This is a genomic window from Rhizobium sp. Root1220, from assembly GCF_001426265.1.
Taxonomy (GTDB): Bacteria; Pseudomonadota; Alphaproteobacteria; order Rhizobiales; family Rhizobiaceae; genus Rhizobium.
Map to the genome: position 1 here is coordinate 419,096 of NZ_LMDG01000032.1, position 18,278 is coordinate 437,373.

Here is an 18,278-nt window from a genome sequence, read left to right on the forward strand (position 1 = left end):
CATGAGGCAACAGAGCAGCGCTCCGCCGGTGTGGCCGCTATTTGTAGGGATCTGCCGCATCGCGCAAGCCGTCTCCGAGAAAATTGAACGCCAAAATCACTAGGACGACTGGTATGATCGGAAAAAGCAACCATGGGTAGAATGCGATAACGCTTACGCTTTTTGCTTCCGTCAGCAGGATGCCCCAACTGGTGATGGGAGGCCGCAAGCCGAGGCCTAGGAAACTCAATGCAGTCTCGCCGAGGATCATGCCGGGAATGGAGATCGTCGCCGAGGCGATCAGGTGCGACATGAACCCGGGAACCAGGTGCCGACCGATCACCCGCGACGTGCTCGCGCCCATAAGCTGGGCCGCCTGCACATAGTCCTCCTCACGCAGTGCGAGGAGCTTGGAGCGCACCGCTCGTGCCAGCCCTGTCCAGTCAATGATCCCGAGGATCACCGTGATGCCGAAATAGATCACGATCGGGCTCCACGTCACCGGCATGATCGCCGCCAGAGCCATCCAGAGCGGCAAACTCGGCAGCGATTGCAACACTTCGATCAGCCGCTGCACAACCAGGTCAAAAATGCCACCCCAATAACCCGCAAGACCGCCGATGATGATGCCGAGGCAGAAGCTGATGGTTATACCGATCAAACCGATCGTGAGCGAGATGCGTGCTCCGTAGAGAATGCGTGACAGAACGTCCCGGCCAAGACGATCGGTGCCAAGCAGGAACATCTGCCCCCCGACTGCCGGGCAGACCAGATGCAGGTCGGAGCTTATGAGCCCCCAGAACTTGTAGGCATCGCCGCGGCAGAAAAACCGGATCGGCTGAACATCGTTGGGTCGATCCGTGTAGCTGCGGTGAAGGGTGTCGAGGTCGAGCGACATGCTGCGGCCGTATACGAACGGTCCGACGAAGCTGCCGTCGTGGAAGAGGCGAACGCGTTGCGGCGGCGAATGGATGAAGTCGACGTTCTTGGTGTGTAGCCCGTACGGTGCCAGGAATTCGACGATGATGATCATCAGATAAACGAAAAGCAGGAAAATGCCTGAGATCAAGGCAAGCCGGTGCCGCTTGAACTTCCACCACATCAGCTGTTTTTGCGAGGCGAGATGGATTCGCGACTGGCTCGTGGTCATGGCTTCGGTCGCGTGGGGATCGAAGTGTGCCGTTGAGACAAAGTGCGGCATCGGCGCGCCGGGCGGGGGCAAGGGCGACGTCATTTGGTGCTCCTGCCTTGCAGACGGATTCGCGGATCAAGGAAGCCGAGGGCGATGTCGGATATCAGCACGCCGATGACATTGAGGAATGCGAGGAACATCAGGAACGACCCTGCCAGATACATATCCTGGCTCTGGAGAGCCTTGATCAACATCGGGCCGGTGGTCTCAAGTGAAAGGACGATGGCGACGATTTCCGCCCCCGAGATGATCGACGGAAGAATCGACCCGATATCGGCAACAAAGAAGTTGAGCGCCATTCGCAGCGGATATTTTATCAGGGCGCGCAGGGGATGCATTCCCTTCGCCCGCGCCGTCACGACGTACTGCTTCTGCATCTCGTCGAGCAGATTGGCACGAAGCCGCCGGATCATGCCTGCGGTTCCTGCGGTTCCGACGATGATGACCGGAATCCAGAGGTGCGAAAGAATCGAGCGCGCCTTTGCCCAACTCATCGGCTCGTTCAGGTACTGTTGGTCCATGAGGTGGCCGATGGAGACACCGAACCAGACATTGGCAAAATACATCAGGATCAGTGCCAGCATGAAATTGGGTATGGCGATGCCGAGGAGGCCGAGGAATGTCAGGCCATAGTCGCCCCAGCTGTACTGATGGGTAGCGGAGTAGATGCCGATCGGAAAGGCGATGAGCCACGTCAACAAAATGGTGGTGAAGGAGACGAGGATCGTCAGCCAAAGCCGATCGCCAACGACCTCGGAGACCGGCAGCTGGTATTCGAACGAATAACCGAAATCGCCGCGAAGCATCCCCCCGACCCAAAAGAAGTAACGGACGATCTCGGGCTTGTCGAAACCGTACTGTGTTCGAAGCTCTTCGATCTCCTGCAGATTCGCGGATTCGCCCTGTGCGCGAAGCTCCGCAATCTGGCTTTCGAAGAAGTCACCGGGTGGCAATTCGATGATTGTGAAGACCAATGCGGAGATTACGAAGAGCGTCGGGACCATGGCGGCTATGCGCCACAGAATGTATCTCAGCATCGCTCAGGCCTCCTTGAACCAGAAGGTATCCGGCATGTAGAGGCCGAGATAGGATGTCGGGTCGAAGCCATATAGCGCGCGATCCGGGACATTCTGCATTTTCGCCGATTTGACGATCGGCTGCAGCGTGCTGTTGATCAGGCCGATCGAGAAAACCTGCTGCGTGTAAAGAGAAAGCATCTGGTGCCAAACGGCCTCTCGCTCCTCGAATCGGGAGGACCTGCCCCATTGGTTCAGCAGATCGACCAGTTGCTTGGCTTCCGGCAGGTCAGGCGCGCTGCCCTCTTGTCCGGCGGAAAGATAATACATTCCCCATAGCGGCCACTGCAGCTGATCGTCCACGGTCGGCGCAAGCTGGTTCGGCGGCATGTCGGCGGTCGCCACACCGTTGTCGATCCCGAACCAGATGGACATCATAATGGTACCGCTCATCGCGCGGCTGCGGAAAACATCGCGCTGTGACGTACGGGTAAATAGAGCCAGGCCGATTTCGCGCCAGTGATCGCGGATCAATTCCAGGACGTCGGTGTCGAGATTGCTTTCGCCGGGCGTTTCCACGGTGATCGCCGCGCGTCGTCCGTCGGGCAGCAGCCGAATGCCATCGTCGTCCCGGTTCGTCAGGCCAATTTCATCGAGTAGTCTGTTTGCCTCATCAGGGTCGTGCGCAATGAACGCGTCCGCATACTCCTGCTTGAACAGCGGGCTGACGGGAAGGACAGTGTCGGCGCTCGCCTTGCCGAGTCCGTAGAATGCGACCATGTTGATCTCGTGCCGGTCGACGCCCAGCGACAGAGCTCGACGGAATCGCACATCGCGAAAGATATTTCGCCAGACTTCGTCGGCGCAGTTGAGATTTGGCAGAAGCGCCACGCGTGAGCCGCGCACCTGCGTCCACAAACTGACCTTCACCGGAAACCGCTTCTCGGCATCCTTGAGGAACGTATAGTCGTTGAAATCGACGCCGGTCGCTTGCAAGTCGGATTCACCGGCGCCGGCCTTGGCAGCGATAATGGATGACGAACTGACGTTGAGAATGAACCTGTCGATGTAGGGAAGCTGCACGCCGTTCTCGTCGATGCGATGGAAGAACGGGTTTCGCACGAATATGAACTGCTCTGCCGGTGGCGCCGTCGTGTTGCGCCACGGATCAAGCGTGGGCAAATCGGGGTTTTCAGGACGGGATGCGCGCGACATCTTGATATGCAGATCGGCCCATTTCTTGACCCGGTTTTCCCGCATCAGAGCCGAGAGGCGAAAATCATCCTGATACTTCTTGTGGAACTGCTTGAGGTAGTGTCCGGGTCCGAAGATCATGAGCGGAAGTGGCCCCGCCAGCGCCGGCAGGAAGTTCGGGTTCGGTTCATCCCACGTATAACGCACCGTGACCGGGTCGATCACCTCGAACCGGGGCAGTTTGCCGTGTGGCCTCAGTTCCAGCGCGCCACCGCCAGGCGTCAGATCCTTGTTGAGAATGACGTCTTCCCACCAGTAGCGGAAATCGTCGGCAGTAAACGGCTGCCCATCTGACCAGCGATGCCCCTCGCGAAGATGAAAGGTGAACACTGAATCATTCTCGGAGGTAAAGCCGATCAGGATATCGGGCTGGAACTGCAGTTTCTCGTTGTAGCCTACCAGCCGCGAATAACCATAAACGGTCATGTAGCGGATGTCTTTCGCGCTGCCGATGATCGTGCGGACGGTGCCGCCATAGACACCCGGCTGCAGTCCCGCTTCCTTCATATTGATGATACGCGGATGCGTCGGGAGGCGATCCACCATGGCTGGAATACGACCTGCTCTCAGCCAATCGCGGAGGAATTCCGGCTCGATATCCCGATCCGCTGCGGCGTTGCCCGCAGAGGGCAAAATCGCCGAGCCGATGAGCCCTCCGATGAACGTGCGCCGCGTTACCATGAGCGGAGTTCCTTGGCGTCGGCTCCCTTGCGGGCGCGCACGAGATGGCCATTGCCGAGATCGGCAAAATCGAGCTCGGACGCATCGTCGTGTTCGGCGGTGAAGGTAATGCCCCAATTCTGCTTGTCCGCGGCACCGTTCTTGCGCAGGGCTTCGAAATCGAGCGGCCGGCTCAGATCCGGGAAGGGCACCGCTGCCAGGAGCGATTTTGTGTACGGATGCACCGGATCGCGAAGAATGATCTCGCGCGGCGCGATCTCGACAATGCGGCCCATGCACATAACCGCAATGCGATCCGCCATGTAGTCGACAACCGCCAGATTGTGCGAAATGAAAAGGTACGTCAGGCCCAGTTCCTTCTGCAGGTCCTTGAGCAGGTTGAGAATCTGCGCCTGTACCGACACATCGAGCGCGGATACCGGTTCATCGAGGATAACCAGCTTCGGTCCAAGTGCCAGCGCGCGGGCGATGCCGATGCGCTGGCGTTGGCCGCCGGAGAAACTATGCGGGTAGCGGCTAAGGTATCGGCGGTCGAGGCCGATTGCACCCATCAGCCCCTCGACCCTTTGCTTGCGTTCGGCACTGTCACCGCGATCATGGATTTCCAGTGGCTCGCTCAGGATATTGCGCACGGTCATGCGCGGCGAAAGCGAAGAAACCGGGTCCTGGAACACCATCTGGATTTTGGTGCGCAGGTCCTGCAATTCGTCGCCGCGCACGGCAAGCACGTCGATCACGTCCTTGCCGTCGTTGAAGATCACCGAGCCGCTGTCTGGCGTCACGGCGCGCATCAATATCTTGCTGACGGTCGTCTTGCCGCAGCCGGATTCTCCGACCAGGCCAAGGCATTCGCCGCGCTTGATGTCAAAGCTGACGTCATCGACCGCACGCACGGCTGCCGCTTCACGCGTTCCGAACAGGCCACGATTGCGTGTCTTGAACGTCTTGGAGAGATTGTTCACCGAGAGCAGAACGTCCGGCCCCTCGATCTGGGATTTCTTCTTGCCGATCAGCGACTCGAGATTGACCGGCACGTCGCGCAGAGCCTTGAGCCGTTCGCCGGGCTTCATGTCGAAATGAGGCACGGCGGCCATCAGGCCCTGCAGGTACGGGTGCTGAGGATTGCCGAAGATCGACTCGACCGGCCCGGCTTCCATAACCTCGCCATGATAGATCACCACGACTTCGTCGGCCATGTTCGCGACGACGCCGAGATCGTGGGTGATCAAAAGCATTGCCATGCCGAGCTTGTGCTGAAGATCGCGCAGCAGTTCGAGAATCTGCGCTTGGATGGTCACATCGAGAGCAGTCGTCGGCTCATCAGCGATCAAAAGTGCCGGATTGCAGATGAGCGCCATTGCGATCATCGCGCGCTGGCGCATGCCGCCCGAGAGTTCGAAGGGATACATGTCGAAGGTACGCTTGGGGTGTGTAAACCCGACCAGGCCAAGCATCTCCTCGGTTTTTTCGCGCCCTTCTTTCTTGTCCGCGTCGGTGTGAATGAGCAATGCTTCACTGATCTGGTTGCCGACCGTGTGCAACGGCGACAGCGAGGTCATCGGCTCCTGGAAGATCGTCGCCATGCGCCGGCCCCGCAGATCGCGCATCTCTGCGCTATCGCGTGAATACTGTAGAATATCCCTGGTTTCTCCGTCGAGCGGATCCGTAAACAGTATGCGTCCCTCGGCCTTGGCCGAATTGGGCAAGATGCCCATGATAGCCTGGCTGATCACGGATTTTCCGGAGCCGGATTCACCGACGAGCGCGGTAACCTTGCCCGGCAGAATGCGGAGATTTGCGTTCTTTACGACGCGCAGGCGCTCGCCGAAAATCGAGAAGGAAATGTCAAGATTCTCGATGCGCAACAGATCCGTGGCGGACGCCATACCAATGAAATTCCCCAGTGTTATTTGCTCATGTTGGAGCAACACTATCGTACCGTAATCGGGGTGTCCAGTTGATGACAGATAGGCAAAACGCATCACGCTTCACGCGCACCAAAAGGTGAAGCGTTGGCTGAATTCGCGGATGCAGGTCGCTCTATTGCATGAATTTCTCGGTTGCGGGCTTCTCAGCCTGCTTGCGCGCATCGCGATGAAGCAGAATGACCTGCTCCGCCTCGGAAAGACCGGTCTGGGCGACGTCCCGGAAACTTTCTTCGACCCGCGGCACGGGTGCGGGAGCACGCGGCTGGAGCACTGTAACCTTCTGGCGGATGCCGCGAAGCTTTTCTTCCCCGAGTGTGTTCCACTCGCCGCCGCAATAGCCGGCGAAGGCCTGGCTCGCAACCACTTCGCGCGAGTATTTCTTCGTCAGGGACTGGAGGCGCTGGACTTCGTTTACGGCGGAACCGAATGCCGAGAAGGTCAGGCGATCCTTCAGGCCGACGTTGCCGAACATGACGTTGCCGACGTGCAGGCCGATGCCATAGGAGACCTTGCTCAAGCCGGCTTCCAACCGCTCCTTGTTGAGCTCCGCCACCCGAGCTTGTGCCTGATGCACGGCGGAGAGGGCCGCCTGACAAGCAATTTTTGAGGGATCCTTGTGGCGACCGCAGGGATAGACCGCCAGGAAGCCATCCCCGAGGAAGCTCAGGATCTCCCCGCCGTTGCGATTGAAGGGCGCGGCGATCGCGTCGAAGAACTGGTTCAGCGTATCGATGTAAGCCTGTCGGCCTTCCTTTTCCGCATACATGGTCGACTGGCGCATGTCGCCCATCACAAGGGCCGCGCGGATCGTCTCGCCATCGCCACGGCGAATCTGGCCGTTCAGCACGCGCTTTCCGGCGTCGCCGCCAAGATAGGTTGTCAGCATATTGTTCGCGAGCTTGCCGAGCACTGCCATCTTGGCGGCTACCGCCAGGTGGTTCTGCATCCGCAACAAGGCGTCGATCATGTCGTCGGAGAAGCCGACATGGCTGTCCGTCGACCAGGATCCCATCATTCCCTGAACGGAGCCGTCGCCGAACGGTTGAACAAAGGCTAGATAATCTGTGATGTGCTCCTGGCGCAGATCTGCGAACACTGGGAACTCCGCCGGACCATCGGCGGGAATGCGCCGGCGAATGTGCTGAAGATTATTGTCGAGCAGATAATAGTAGGGACTTTGCAGGAAGCGGTCGGGCTTCTGGCCCACGGCGTGACGATAGCCTTCGATCGTTACTCCGCTCGCGCGGCGCCACGTAAAGCTCAGGGCGTCGTAAAGCGGGTGTAGCATCGAAAACGTCAGGTGCACGCGCGCGATTGGCAGGCCCGCGGCGGCAATACGTTCGCAAAATCCGCGAACAATGTTTTCAAGATCATCCCCGGCCAGCGACGAATTTGTCAGCCACTCGGCGACGCGATCCAACAAGATAGACGAGACGCTGGATTCGATAGTGCCCATTTTAGATAGTATCCTCATAGGGCGCATCCAATCCTCAAAGCGACAACAAGGCTGCCTGCAGCATGAGCATGCGCAGGACGGACCGAGGATGGATGAGCAGTATTATTGTGTCAACGATCTGCCGGGTGCCCGGCAGAGGTACCTGTCAAACCCTTGATAAGCGGGCAGGATAGGCAGTCCTTTCTGGTGTTCCGTTATCCCGGGTAGATAGGCACGTACCAAATGCCAGACAATGGCAGTCGCCAACTTTCCAACACTGCGATGATATCTCTTTGGGCATCCGAGTCATTTCGGCCACACCACGACGGTGCCCGGGAACTCGGATCGGTCTTTAACAATCATGTCGCTTTCGCAGGGCGTTGCGGCGGGTTTCATTCGCTGCGATCTTACATTAGATCAGTGGCCATCGTTTTGCATCCGGATGAGACACCCTTGGCCAGTTCCCCAGCCCACGACGCACTTTCACGCAAAATCGAGACCCGCGACGCCCGCGCTGGCATCATCGGTCTCGGCTATGTCGGTCTGCCTCTGGCGATGGCGATTGCACGCTGCGGTTTCGCCGTCACAGGCTTCGATATCGATCCGCGAAAGATCGTATCGCTCGACGCCCGCCGGTCCTACATCGACGCGGTTGCCGACGCCGAACTGTCGGTTGAGATCGACGCCGGGCGCTTCACCGCGACGACGGATTTCGGCGGACTTGCCGCCTGCGACGTTATTGTTATCTGCGTGCCGACGCCATTGACCAAGCACCGCGACCCCGATCTTTCGTTCGTCGAGGCGACTTCGCGTTCCATTGCCGCCCATCTGAGGGCCGGCCAGCTTGTTGTGCTGGAATCGACAACCTATCCAGGCACCACGGACGACGTGGTCAAGGTTATCCTCGAAAAAACGGGGCTCAAATCAGGCACGGATTTCTTCATCGGCTTCTCGCCTGAGCGCGAGGATCCCGGCAACCGGCATTTCAACACGGCAACGATTCCTAAGGTCGTTGCCGGCGACGGCGCGGAAGCTCTGGCGCTCATGAAGAGCTTCTACGGTGCTGCTGTGAAGACCGTGGTTCCCGTCTCTTCGAACGCGACTGCGGAGGCAGTAAAGCTGACCGAGAACATCTTTCGGTCGGTTAATATAGCGCTCGTCAACGAGCTGAAGACCGTCTATGCCGCCATGGGCATCGATGTCTGGGAAGTGATCGACGCTGCCAAGACCAAGCCGTTCGGCTACATGCCCTTTTATCCGGGGCCCGGCCTCGGCGGCCACTGCATTCCGATCGATCCCTTCTACCTCACCTGGAAATCGCGGGAATACGAACTGCCGACACGCTTCATCGAGCTCGCCGGCGAGATCAATTCGGCCATGCCGCGCTATGTCGTCGGCAAGCTCGCCGAAAGCCTCGACATCCGCGCCGGGAAGGCTCTCAGCCGTTCGCGCGTTCTTGTGCTCGGGCTTGCCTATAAAAAGAATGTCGCCGATATTCGAGAGAGCCCGTCGCTGCGTCTGATCGAGATCATCGAAGAGCGCGGCGGCAAGGCAGACTACCATGACCCCTTCGTTGCCGAGATTCCGACCACGCGCGAATACCAGGCGCTGAAGGGGCGCCAGTCCGTAGAGCTGACACGAGAAGCGCTTGGCGGCTATGATGCGGTTCTAATCGCGACCGACCATGACCAGGTCGACTACGACTTGCTTGCGGCAAGCGCCTCGCTGATCATCGATACGCGTAACATCTTCGGACGGCGCGGGCTGTCCGCCGATCACATCATCAAGGCGTGATCGAGGTTGCGGAAAGCTTTTTGTGGGTGATCTGGCTGGCGGCAACGGCATAGCCCCCACTAGCGCCGTCGATGAAATGGATATGGTCTTGCGCCAGCGGCGTCGGTACGAAACAGGTCATCAGCGCCGAATCCTGGCGGTGCAGCCCGTAACGAGTGATTCCCTTTTCCTGTGCCTCTTCGAGAAGAATTTCAATGCGTCGCAGATGCGCTTCGTCGACGTCGATCGTCATCTTGAGACCGTCGTCGAACTTGCGGAAGTCGGAATTGCCGGCGAGATCGCGCCGGTAGTCATCGGCATCGAAGCTGCCGAGCGAGAGACTGAAGCGCATGAGAACATAGGCCAGTCCGGTCTGGGCGATGATTCCGAGCTTCCGCAGGAAGCGGCGGCCTTTCGGCGCGACGGCCATGGCTTCCCGGTTGATGCCGGCAAGCGAGAAGGCGAGCTTCGGGCCTTCGACCGGCACCGGGTGGCTTGCCCGGTTTAGCTCTGCGGAGATGGCGACGATCTGCCCGACGAGCTGCTGGAATTGCGGCCCGGAGCCTGCCTCGCCGGGAATAGCGATGATGGAGACGATCTTCCCATTGCGTGCCTCGATAGGATTCCAGCGGCAGGAGAGCCCCGCAAGGTCCGGGCGCGTGCCGGTCGGCGCACGATCGACACCATAGGAGTCTGCCTTCATCTGCCGCTCTGCCCAGCTCGTGCCGCCGCCGGCAAACATCGCATAGGTGACGAAGGGGCTCGCCGCGTAACGGGCGACCCGCACGTCGAGCCCCTGCACGCGGATATCTTGGAGCGGCACCACGGCAATGCGTAGCGTCAGTTGCAGGTCTTCCTCCACCCAGACCTGCACGGCGGCCAGGGCCTCGCGAGCCACGTCTTCCAGGCTGCCGGGCAGAGCGATCAGCGCGCCGTCGCCTCCAAATACGAAGGGGTAGTCGCCTTTTTCCACGGCGTTCAGCACTGCCGAAATGACGCTGGCGCCGGCCATGTTGACGTCCTTGTAACGTCCGCCCTCGATCGCCTGCGTCGAGCCGACAATATCGGCGAGCGCGAGAATCCAACCGTCAGGCAACGGCCGATAGTTGCCGGTATTGGTCACATCCTCGAAATCGGTGAAGACCGGCACGCCCGCGAAGAATGCATCATTCGAAATGTCGTTCATTGGCAGACCTTAGCATAGCCGCGTGTTGTCATTGCAACGTCATTGTGCATTTACGGCAATCGACTTCACAAGGTTTCATGTGTTAGCACCAGTGTCGAAAAATCAGTGAACGGACAAGGACATAGATGAGCCGCCTCGACAGTTTTATCCGCCGATTGACGGCTCAGCGCGACATCCTCAACGCAGTCGCCGATCTCGTAAACGGCACCGAGGGGCCCGTTCTGGAATTTGGCCTCGGCAACGGCCGCACCTACGATCATCTGCGTGAGCAGTTCCCGGACCGCCGGATCATAGCCTTCGATCGGGAGGTTCGGTCCTATTCATCCTCGACACCGCCGGCAGAAGACATCGTGACGGGTGATATCCGGGATTCCGGCCAGTCGTTCCTTGGCATCGATGCCGCGCTCGCCCATGCGGACATCGGCACCGGCCATGACGAAATCGATGCCGTGACCTTGACGTGGCTGCCGCAACTGATGGTCGGGGTGCTTGTCAAGGATGGCATTGCCGTCAGCGGCTTGCCGCTTGACCGGCCGGAACTCGAGCAACTGCCGCTGCCGCAGGGTATCAAGGAAGGGCGGTACTTCCTCTACCGCCGGAAGTGATCAGGGCAGGAAGAGAACATCGTACTGCTCCAAGCCTGCCGGCAGGTCGACGACTTTCATCTCCTGCTCGCCGTCCTCGAAAAACACGAGGCAGGTCTCGTAGAAGCCGGCGAGCGTGGCAATGAACTCGCGGGTAGGTCCGGGGCCATAGAAAAGTGGCGTGAACTCCATGTAGAGTGGCACGCGACGGCTTAGCAACGGCACCATCGAGCGGCAGGCAACCGGCTCGTAGCCTTCGATATCCATCCAGACGAGACCCACCCGGGCAGGATCGACGGAAAGCTCGGCTAGTATCTGCATGACCGGTTTCACCGGCACGCTGGTCTTTATGTCCCTGGCGCTCTGTCGGATGGCGCTGCTCTTGCCGTGGTTTCCGGCGTTCATGAAGAAGTCGATCTCGCCAGCCGTTTCCCCGGCGGCACAGTTGACCGGCGTGACTATGCTGCCAAAACCGTTCTGAAGGATATTCGTCTGCAACAGTGGGAAGTTGCGAGGATCGGGTTCGACGCTGACCACATGAGCAAAGGCGCCGCTCAAGGCGAAGTAGATCGTCTGGGTGCCGATGTTTCCACCGATCTCGAGCAGGCTCGAATGCTTTCGCATCAAGCCGCGCTCGCGCAGGGTCGTGATCAACCGGTCGACGTGGTCGCGCTCGAAATGCCCTTTCCGAAAGACTTTGCGGCCGATGTAGTCCGACGGCGAGAAAGTCATCAAATGATCGCCGGCGTCGACCGTCATCGAAACGACCCGCGGTCCTATGTTCTCGATCAGAACGCGGCGACCGGTGCGGGTGTCGAACAGCCTGCTTGCAATGGCGTTGCGTGCCTTGCGGAAGCGTTTCATCCAGAATTTCGCGGCAAGCCTGCTGCGGCCAGTCATCAGTCTTTTCCTTTCAGTAGCCCAGCAGCCTTGTCGCTTGGAATCATGTAAACTTTCAAGGGCAAGGCGCGGCCGCGCACACTGATTTCCTGGCTCTCGACACCGGCCATATCGGCCCCGGAAAGAGTGGCGACCGGCTCCGAAATGACGATTGCTGCGTCGAATTCCTTTGCCGCCGTCTCCAGTCGGCTTGCCACATTCACGGTGTCGCCGATCGCCGTCAGGCTGCGCACCCGGCCATAGCCGAGCGTTCCGACGACCGCCGGCCCGGTATGGATGCCAATGGCGATGCGAAGCGGAAGCGACAATTCGTCGGAGAGTTCCATGCCCAGCTTCTCGATGTCTCGCGTGATCGCCAACGCTGCCTCGATCGCCTGACGACAGGCTTCCTCCGGCGAGTTGCCGATGCCGAACAGAGCCATCGCCCCGTCGCCGATGAACTTGTCGATCCTCCCACCGGCCTTTTCGACAGCATTGCCGACAAGCGAGAAGTAGCGGTTGAGCAGAAACACGATGTCGAAGGGGAGGCGGGTTTCCGTCAACGATGTGAATTGGCGAATGTCGCAAAAGAGAACGGTAATCTCGCGTTCGCGCCCGGGGCTTGTTTCCTGACTGTTGGCGGGAAGCGTGGTCTCGGGTGCCGGTACGAGCAACGGGACCACCGTGATGTCATGGATCGGGTGAAGCTGGCAGGCGAGCCGCACGTCCGGCGCGGCGTTGATCCGAGTCAGCGTCGACTCTTCCAGTTTGTCGGGCGGCGGCAGGTCCTCATAGTTGCCGAGGATCTGGACACGGCATGTCGAACATTGACCCTTGCCGCCGCAGACCGAATAGTGCGGTAGTCCACCCAGCCGGCTCGCTTCAAGAACCGTGAAGCCACGGGGCACGCGGATCGCCTCGCCGCCCGGATACCGCACGGTGATCTGATCTACCCGCTCCTTCCACCGCCGGCGCGCACGCGCTGCGACGACAATCAACAAGGCACCTGAAAACGATCCGTACAAGGCCGCGCGGATGATCGCGATCTGGTGCTGCGCCTCGGGATCCGTGTAGTAGCGGGTGTTGATGTTTGCCTGATAGCGGCTGGTATCGACGATGCCTTCGTAGGCCGGCTCGGCAATCGTTCGTCCCATCTCGATGAAACCAAGCAGGGCCAGCACCGGCATCAGGATCGCGATGGCGAGAAGGGGAGCGGCAAGGCTGTCGTACCAAGGTCGATAGCGCAGCCAGAAATGCAAACCAATACAGGCATGTGTCCACACGGCGAGGACGGCGACCACCTGACGCCAGCCGCTGATCGGCGATGCTATCCAGAGCAGACGTACGATAGTTTCGTAGTTGTCCGTGTAGTGGAACAGCGTGTGAGCGATGCGCGTGCCGATGACGTGGTCCATCAGCAATAGTGGGATCGCGAGGCCGATGATGATCTGGGCGGTCTCACTTGCCGGCATTACAAGACTGCGGCGCCGGTAGATCGCGCGCAACACCAGCGCAATATGGACCAGCACGGCGCCGTAGAAGACCACCGTGCCGACCGGGTTTCGCCAGATCGCCAGAAAAAACCGTCTACCGTCCTCGGCGGCGGCGACGGAGATCAGTCCCAGCGCATGGTTGGAGAGATGCAGTAGAACGAAGACAAACATGATCAGCCCGGAACCGAGCCGTGCTCTTCTGATCGCGCGCTCCGAAAAAACGCTGGTGGCAGCGAACGTCGCCATTCATTCCCGTTCTTGAATACCCAATGACAAATGCAATAGAGATGACAAAACTGAGGTGGAAATGCCGTCTTTCCGGATTGCGATCGCATTTCACATGTTTACCGGCAAGCCTTATGCGAGCCGACAATAGCGGAATTTTTGGTGGCAGAGCTAGAAGTCGATTGTGAACAGTCTGTGTCGGCGGGAACATCGTGATGCGAATTGCATTCTATGCACCGCTGAAATCGCCAAACCACTCCGTGCCTTCCGGCGATCGCCTGATGGCGCGCCTTCTTATCCGGGCATTGGAGCTTGCCGGACATTCCGTGGAACTCGCGTCGGAGTTTCGAAGCTTCGCGCCCACGGCTGAGATCGGCGCAGAACTGCAATCGGCTGCGGCATCAGAGTTGGCGCGGCTGCGGCAGCAATGGGCTAGTGGGCCGAGACCGCAACTCTGGTTCTGCTATCATCCCTACTACAAATCCCCAGATCCATTCGGGCCGGTGCTGTGCGCCGAATTCGGTGTTCCCTACGTCACCGCCGAGGCATCTTATTCTCCGAAGCGGGACCAGACCGATTGGGCGCCGCTCCAGCAACTGGTTGTGGATGCCGTTCGAAACGCTGCCGTCAACATCACGATGACGCAGCGCGACAAGGCCGGATTGGTGCGGGCTATTCCCGATGGACGGTTCGCGGACCTCAAGCCCTTCATCGACACCGCTGCTTTTGACGTCAACGCGCCGAGTGGCGCATCATCGCAAAGGCTAATCGCCATCGCGATGATGCGCGCGGGCGACAAGATGGACAGCTATATGATGCTCGCGGCGGCGCTGCGGTTCCTGCGGGACCGGCCATGGACGTTGGCCATCATCGGAGACGGACCGATGCGGGAAGACGTCGAGCGGCAGTTTGCTGAATTCGCGCCCGGTCGCATCCAATGGCTGGGAGAGTTGGGCGGAGCCGAGATTGCCGACGAACTCCGGAACTCCGGCATTTATGTCTGGCCCGGATGCGGTGAGGCTTACGGCCTTGCCTATCTGGAAGCCCAGGCCGCCGGGCTGCCGGTGGTGGCGCAGAAAACCGCCGGCGTTCCGGATGTTGTAGAGGCTGGGGTGACTGGCTACCTCACGCCGAGCAACGACATCGCTGCGTATGCGGCGGCAATCGGCGCACTGCTCGATGACCCTTTCAAGCGATCGAGCATGGGCGACAGCGCACGCCATTTCGTATTGGGCGAGCGTTCGCTCGAAATCGCTGCAGTGAAACTCGACACTATCTTGCGTGGATATGCTGGACCGATGACATGACGAACAATGAGACTTGGGCACCGCTTCGCCACGAACTCGACCGCTGGCAGGCGGCCGGTCGCGCCGCACGGCTCTGGCTTCGGGACGACGACGCGATCGAGCCGACGGAGGCGCTTGACACCCTGCTCGAGCTGACACGGCCCATGCCCTTGACGCTCGCGGTTATCCCGAGCTGTACCGGCGAAAGGCTGGTGGGGCGGCTTTCCCGGGAAGATCACGTTCTGGTCGCCGTTCACGGCTGGGCCCATAAGAACCATGCCGGCCCGGAAGAGAAGAAACAGGAACTCGGTGCCCACCGCCCCGCTGACCTTGTGCTTGGCGAGCTTCAGGAGGGTCTCAGTGCTCTCGGGAAACTGCATCCGCGTCGATTGGTCCCCATGCTGGTGCCGCCTTGGAACCGGATAAGCGAACCACTGATTCCGAACCTTGCGGAATTGGGTTTCGAAGCGCTGTCGACGTTTGGCAGAGTGAAAGCCGGCAGCGCGATCCGCTTGCTCAACACGCATGTCGACGTCGTCAACACGCGCGGTCAGCGTGGCAACAGGCCACATGCCGATCTCGTCGCGGAGCTGGTGGCGGAACTGGACGCACGCTTCGGAAACGACAATGAGCCGATCGGGATACTTACCCACCACCTCGTCCACGGCGCGGCGGAATGGGACTTCCTGGCTCGTCTTGTCGAGGAAACCGGCAATCACCCGGGCGCCGACTGGCTGTCGGCGCATGACCTTCTGAAAACCTAGAGTTCGACAACCTGGTTGTCTCGGGCGGCGAAGGCTCCCGGAAATGCAGCCTGTGCTTCCTTCTCCATCCCCTCCAACTGCACATCCGTGCGTGACGGCGCGTGATGAAAGAGGGCAAACCGCTTGGTGCCGGCCATCTTGGCGAGCGCGACGCCATGCTGCCAGGTGGAATGGCCAAAGCCCTTGAAGCGTTGCATTTCGTCTTCGTTGTAAGTGCAGTCGTAGACTGCGAGATCGACGTCCTTCATCATCTCCAGCACAACCGGATCATGGGCGCCGGGAACATGCTCGATATCGTAGATAAGCGCGACGGAGCGGCCCTTCCATTCGATGCGGTAGCCGATTGCCCCGCCCGGATGGTTCAGCATGAACGTCTTGATCTTGATGCCGGGACGCGGCTCCAGCGTCTGGCCCGCGTGAAAGTCGCGGAAGTTCATTGTTGCCTGGCAGATATCGGTTTTGACAGGGAACCAAGGCGGACTGATGAACTGCTCGATCATCTCCCGCGTGGTCATCTTGCCATCGAGATGGCCGGACCAGATGTTGAGATCGATGGTAGGATAGTAGATCGCCTTGAAGAAAGGCAGGCCAATGATGTGGTCATAGTGGCAATGACTGAAGAACAGGTCGACATCCTTGACTTCGTCATTGAGCAACGCAAGCCCGGCTTCACGTACACCGGAACCGGCGTCGAAAAGCATCCGATGCTTATCGCAACGAATTTCGATGCAGGAGGTGTTGCCGCCATAACGATCGAATTCGGGGCCGGAGACCGGTATGCTGCCGCGAACCCCCCAAAACTTTACCTGAAACTGATCTTTACTCATCGCGTCTTCAAAATGGGCCGACCCCACCTTCCCATCGTAATCACACTTTGATCCGGAAGCGAAGCGTGGAATTTCATGGGTTGCCCGTATCCTTGGTACCGTTTCCACCAACTATCAGGAGAAGTGGTAGATTTTCCTAAGCAAACGGGTTTTCTTCACAAAGCAACCGCTTATGGTTCGTATTCCGTAAACGCAAGGTCCGGTCTCACATGATCGAAGCCGAGAAACCTGCGTTTCATGTCTATTAGATGGTTGTTTGGTCCTTCGAATGCAAATGGGTCTGGCTTCGCCCATAGTATAAGAAGCAAATGGCTCAAACGCGACTTGCCACTTATGCCACCGATGCTGGTGCAGGCAATCCGGGAGGCGCATGCCGGCGTTGCGACCAAGCCTTTACCGCCTGTTCCGGGTTCGAAACGCGTGGTATCGTCCGCCCCTGTAACTGCGTGGGAGGACCTATGGGAAGTGCAGCCGCATTACATGGGACATGGAGAATGGTGTCCTGGAAACGGCGGACCGTTGCGACCGGTGCAATTACCGACGCAATGGGACCCGACCCGGTCGGGTATCTCTCCTATCACCCGGACGGACGGGTGATGGCCGTCGTCGTTAGCCGAGAAAGGCCTGCGCTCAAGGGTGAAGTGCCCACCGATGCCGAGAAGGTGGCACTCTTCGATTCGATGCTTGCCTATGCCGGGACCTACACCTTCGAAAACGGTCGCGTCGTGCATCATGTCGATGCAAGCTGGAACCCCGCCTGGGGTGTGAGCGACCTGATCAGACCGTTTTCCATAGACGGCAACCGGCTCGTCATCAGCGGGGCGCCGGGCGTCGATCCGAAGAATGGCGAGGAAGTGGTCTACGAACTTGAGTTCCGCAAGGTCTAGGTCCGGGACCGAGTTCGACTAGCGCAGCATCGGGCGCAGAGTTTTCTGGGTTTCCCTGAGCATAGGCAGGTAGCGCTGCGCCATTTCGGACGCCTGCACATGCGCGGCCGGCGCGCCTATATTGATGGCAGCGACCGTTTGGCCACGGTCGTTCTCGACTGGCACCGCGATCGAGCATAGGCCGACTTCAAGCTCCTGATCGATAATCGCATAGCCCAGCTCGCGCACGCGGCGGAATTCGGCCACCAGTTCAACCGGATCTGTTTTCGTGTTCGGGGTGTTGGCTCTTAGATCGGTCCTGGCCAGGATCGAGCGGGCTTCGTTATCCGGCAGGGACGCGAGAAGGACGCGCCCCATCGAGGCGCAATAGGCGGGCAGCCGGCTCCCCGGCATCAGATTGATCGACATCACCCGACGTTGTGAAGCGCGGGCGATATAGACGATCTCCGTGCCGTCGAGTACCGAGGCAGACGCGCTCTGTCCGGCTTTTTCGGACAACTGGTCAAGATGGGGCTGGATGAGAACGGGCAGCGGCGTGGCCGAAAGGTAGGCGTGGCCAAGCCGGAGGATCTTCGGCGTCAGCGCGAAGAACTTGCCGTCGTAGTCGGCATAGCCGAGTTCGGCGAGGGTCAGCAACGAGCGACGCACGGTAGCGCGGTCAAGACCGGTCAACCTGGCCGCCTCGGCGATCGAAAGGCGCTGCCGCGTCTCGCCGAATGCCTCGATGACTTTCAGACCCCGCGCAAAGCCGCTTACAAAATCCGTTTCACGCATCTGCTCCTCCATACCGTTATTCTGTGCGATATATGAACAAATGTCAAATAACGCACAAAATATTTGACGGCAACGTCGGACAGGCGCTTATTGGCGCCCGTCCGACAGGATGATT

15 protein-coding genes are annotated in these 18,278 nt (G+C 59.5%); 5 read left to right on the forward strand and 10 right to left on the reverse strand.

Going from position 1 to position 18,278, the window contains the following annotated elements:
- Positions 1 to 37: 37 nt before the first annotated feature.
- The 5 genes from ASC90_RS18875 to ASC90_RS18895 form a co-directional block, all read right to left on the reverse strand.
- A complete protein-coding gene (locus ASC90_RS18875) occupies positions 38 to 1,213 on the reverse strand; it encodes an ABC transporter permease (protein ID WP_056543421.1) in 1,176 nt (391 codons plus the stop codon).
- Positions 1,210 to 2,208 carry an ABC transporter permease gene (locus ASC90_RS18880; RefSeq protein ID WP_056543423.1) on the reverse strand — a complete coding sequence of 333 codons (999 nt, stop codon included), beginning with the start codon at positions 2,206 to 2,208 and terminating at the stop codon, positions 1,210 to 1,212. The genes ASC90_RS18875 and ASC90_RS18880 overlap by 4 nt, the downstream gene beginning before the upstream one ends.
- Positions 2,209 to 2,211: 3 nt before the next feature.
- Positions 2,212 to 4,122, reverse strand: coding sequence for an ABC transporter substrate-binding protein (locus ASC90_RS18885; RefSeq protein ID WP_056543427.1), 1,911 nt, complete (start codon positions 4,120 to 4,122; stop codon positions 2,212 to 2,214).
- Positions 4,116 to 6,008, reverse strand: coding sequence for an ABC transporter ATP-binding protein (locus ASC90_RS18890; RefSeq protein WP_056543431.1), 1,893 nt, complete (start codon positions 6,006 to 6,008; stop codon positions 4,116 to 4,118). Before ASC90_RS18890 ends, ASC90_RS18885 begins: the two co-directional genes overlap by 7 nt.
- A gap of 154 nt (positions 6,009 to 6,162) precedes the next feature.
- A complete protein-coding gene (locus ASC90_RS18895; protein WP_056543433.1) occupies positions 6,163 to 7,506 on the reverse strand; it encodes an adenylate/guanylate cyclase domain-containing protein in 1,344 nt (447 codons plus the stop codon).
- Between the two features lie 432 nt (positions 7,507 to 7,938).
- Here ASC90_RS18895 and ASC90_RS18900 point away from each other — a divergent pair, with 432 nt between their 5' ends.
- Positions 7,939 to 9,279, forward strand: coding sequence for a nucleotide sugar dehydrogenase (locus ASC90_RS18900; protein ID WP_056543436.1), 1,341 nt, complete (start codon positions 7,939 to 7,941; stop codon positions 9,277 to 9,279).
- Here the strand turns inward: ASC90_RS18900 and ASC90_RS18905 are convergent.
- Entirely contained in the window at positions 9,269 to 10,444 is a 1,176-nt protein-coding gene (locus tag ASC90_RS18905) for a DUF3095 domain-containing protein (RefSeq protein WP_056543440.1), read from the reverse strand. The two genes, ASC90_RS18900 and ASC90_RS18905, sit on opposite strands and share 11 nt — an antisense overlap.
- Before the next feature lie 125 nt (positions 10,445 to 10,569).
- On the opposite strand from ASC90_RS18905, the gene ASC90_RS18910 reads away from it, so the two are divergent.
- A complete protein-coding gene (locus tag ASC90_RS18910; RefSeq protein ID WP_056543444.1) occupies positions 10,570 to 11,049 on the forward strand; it encodes a class I SAM-dependent methyltransferase in 480 nt (159 codons plus the stop codon).
- Here ASC90_RS18910 and ASC90_RS18915 read toward each other — a convergent pair whose 3' ends face one another.
- Both ASC90_RS18915 and ASC90_RS18920 read right to left on the reverse strand, forming a co-directional pair.
- Positions 11,050 to 11,928: an FkbM family methyltransferase gene (locus ASC90_RS18915; RefSeq protein ID WP_056543447.1), complete on the reverse strand. Its 879-nt coding sequence runs from the start codon at positions 11,926 to 11,928 to the stop codon at positions 11,050 to 11,052. It abuts the gene before it with no gap.
- Positions 11,928 to 13,646, reverse strand: coding sequence for an adenylate/guanylate cyclase domain-containing protein (locus tag ASC90_RS18920; protein WP_056543450.1), 1,719 nt, complete (start codon positions 13,644 to 13,646; stop codon positions 11,928 to 11,930). The genes ASC90_RS18915 and ASC90_RS18920 overlap by 1 nt, the downstream gene beginning before the upstream one ends.
- A 194-nt stretch (positions 13,647 to 13,840) precedes the next feature.
- Here ASC90_RS18920 and ASC90_RS18925 point away from each other — a divergent pair, with 194 nt between their 5' ends.
- Both ASC90_RS18925 and ASC90_RS18930 read left to right on the forward strand, forming a co-directional pair.
- Positions 13,841 to 14,932 carry a glycosyltransferase family 4 protein gene (locus ASC90_RS18925; RefSeq protein WP_056543453.1) on the forward strand — a complete coding sequence of 364 codons (1,092 nt, stop codon included), beginning with the start codon at positions 13,841 to 13,843 and terminating at the stop codon, positions 14,930 to 14,932.
- Positions 14,929 to 15,675 (forward strand): polysaccharide deacetylase family protein, encoded by a 747-nt coding sequence (locus ASC90_RS18930; protein ID WP_056543456.1) that lies wholly within the window; start codon positions 14,929 to 14,931, stop codon positions 15,673 to 15,675. Before ASC90_RS18925 ends, ASC90_RS18930 begins: the two co-directional genes overlap by 4 nt.
- Here the strand turns inward: ASC90_RS18930 and ASC90_RS18935 are convergent.
- A complete protein-coding gene (locus ASC90_RS18935) occupies positions 15,672 to 16,502 on the reverse strand; it encodes an MBL fold metallo-hydrolase (RefSeq protein WP_056543458.1) in 831 nt (276 codons plus the stop codon). The two genes, ASC90_RS18930 and ASC90_RS18935, sit on opposite strands and share 4 nt — an antisense overlap.
- 458 nt (positions 16,503 to 16,960) lie before the next feature.
- On the opposite strand from ASC90_RS18935, the gene ASC90_RS18940 reads away from it, so the two are divergent.
- On the forward strand, positions 16,961 to 17,389 hold the full coding sequence (locus ASC90_RS18940) for a lipocalin-like domain-containing protein (protein WP_056543461.1): 429 nt from the start codon (positions 16,961 to 16,963) through the stop codon (positions 17,387 to 17,389).
- An 18-nt stretch (positions 17,390 to 17,407) separates the two neighbouring features.
- Here the strand turns inward: ASC90_RS18940 and ASC90_RS18945 are convergent, their stop codons facing one another.
- Positions 17,408 to 18,163, reverse strand: coding sequence for an IclR family transcriptional regulator (locus ASC90_RS18945; RefSeq protein ID WP_056543464.1), 756 nt, complete (start codon positions 18,161 to 18,163; stop codon positions 17,408 to 17,410).
- Positions 18,164 to 18,278 lie beyond the last annotated feature (115 nt).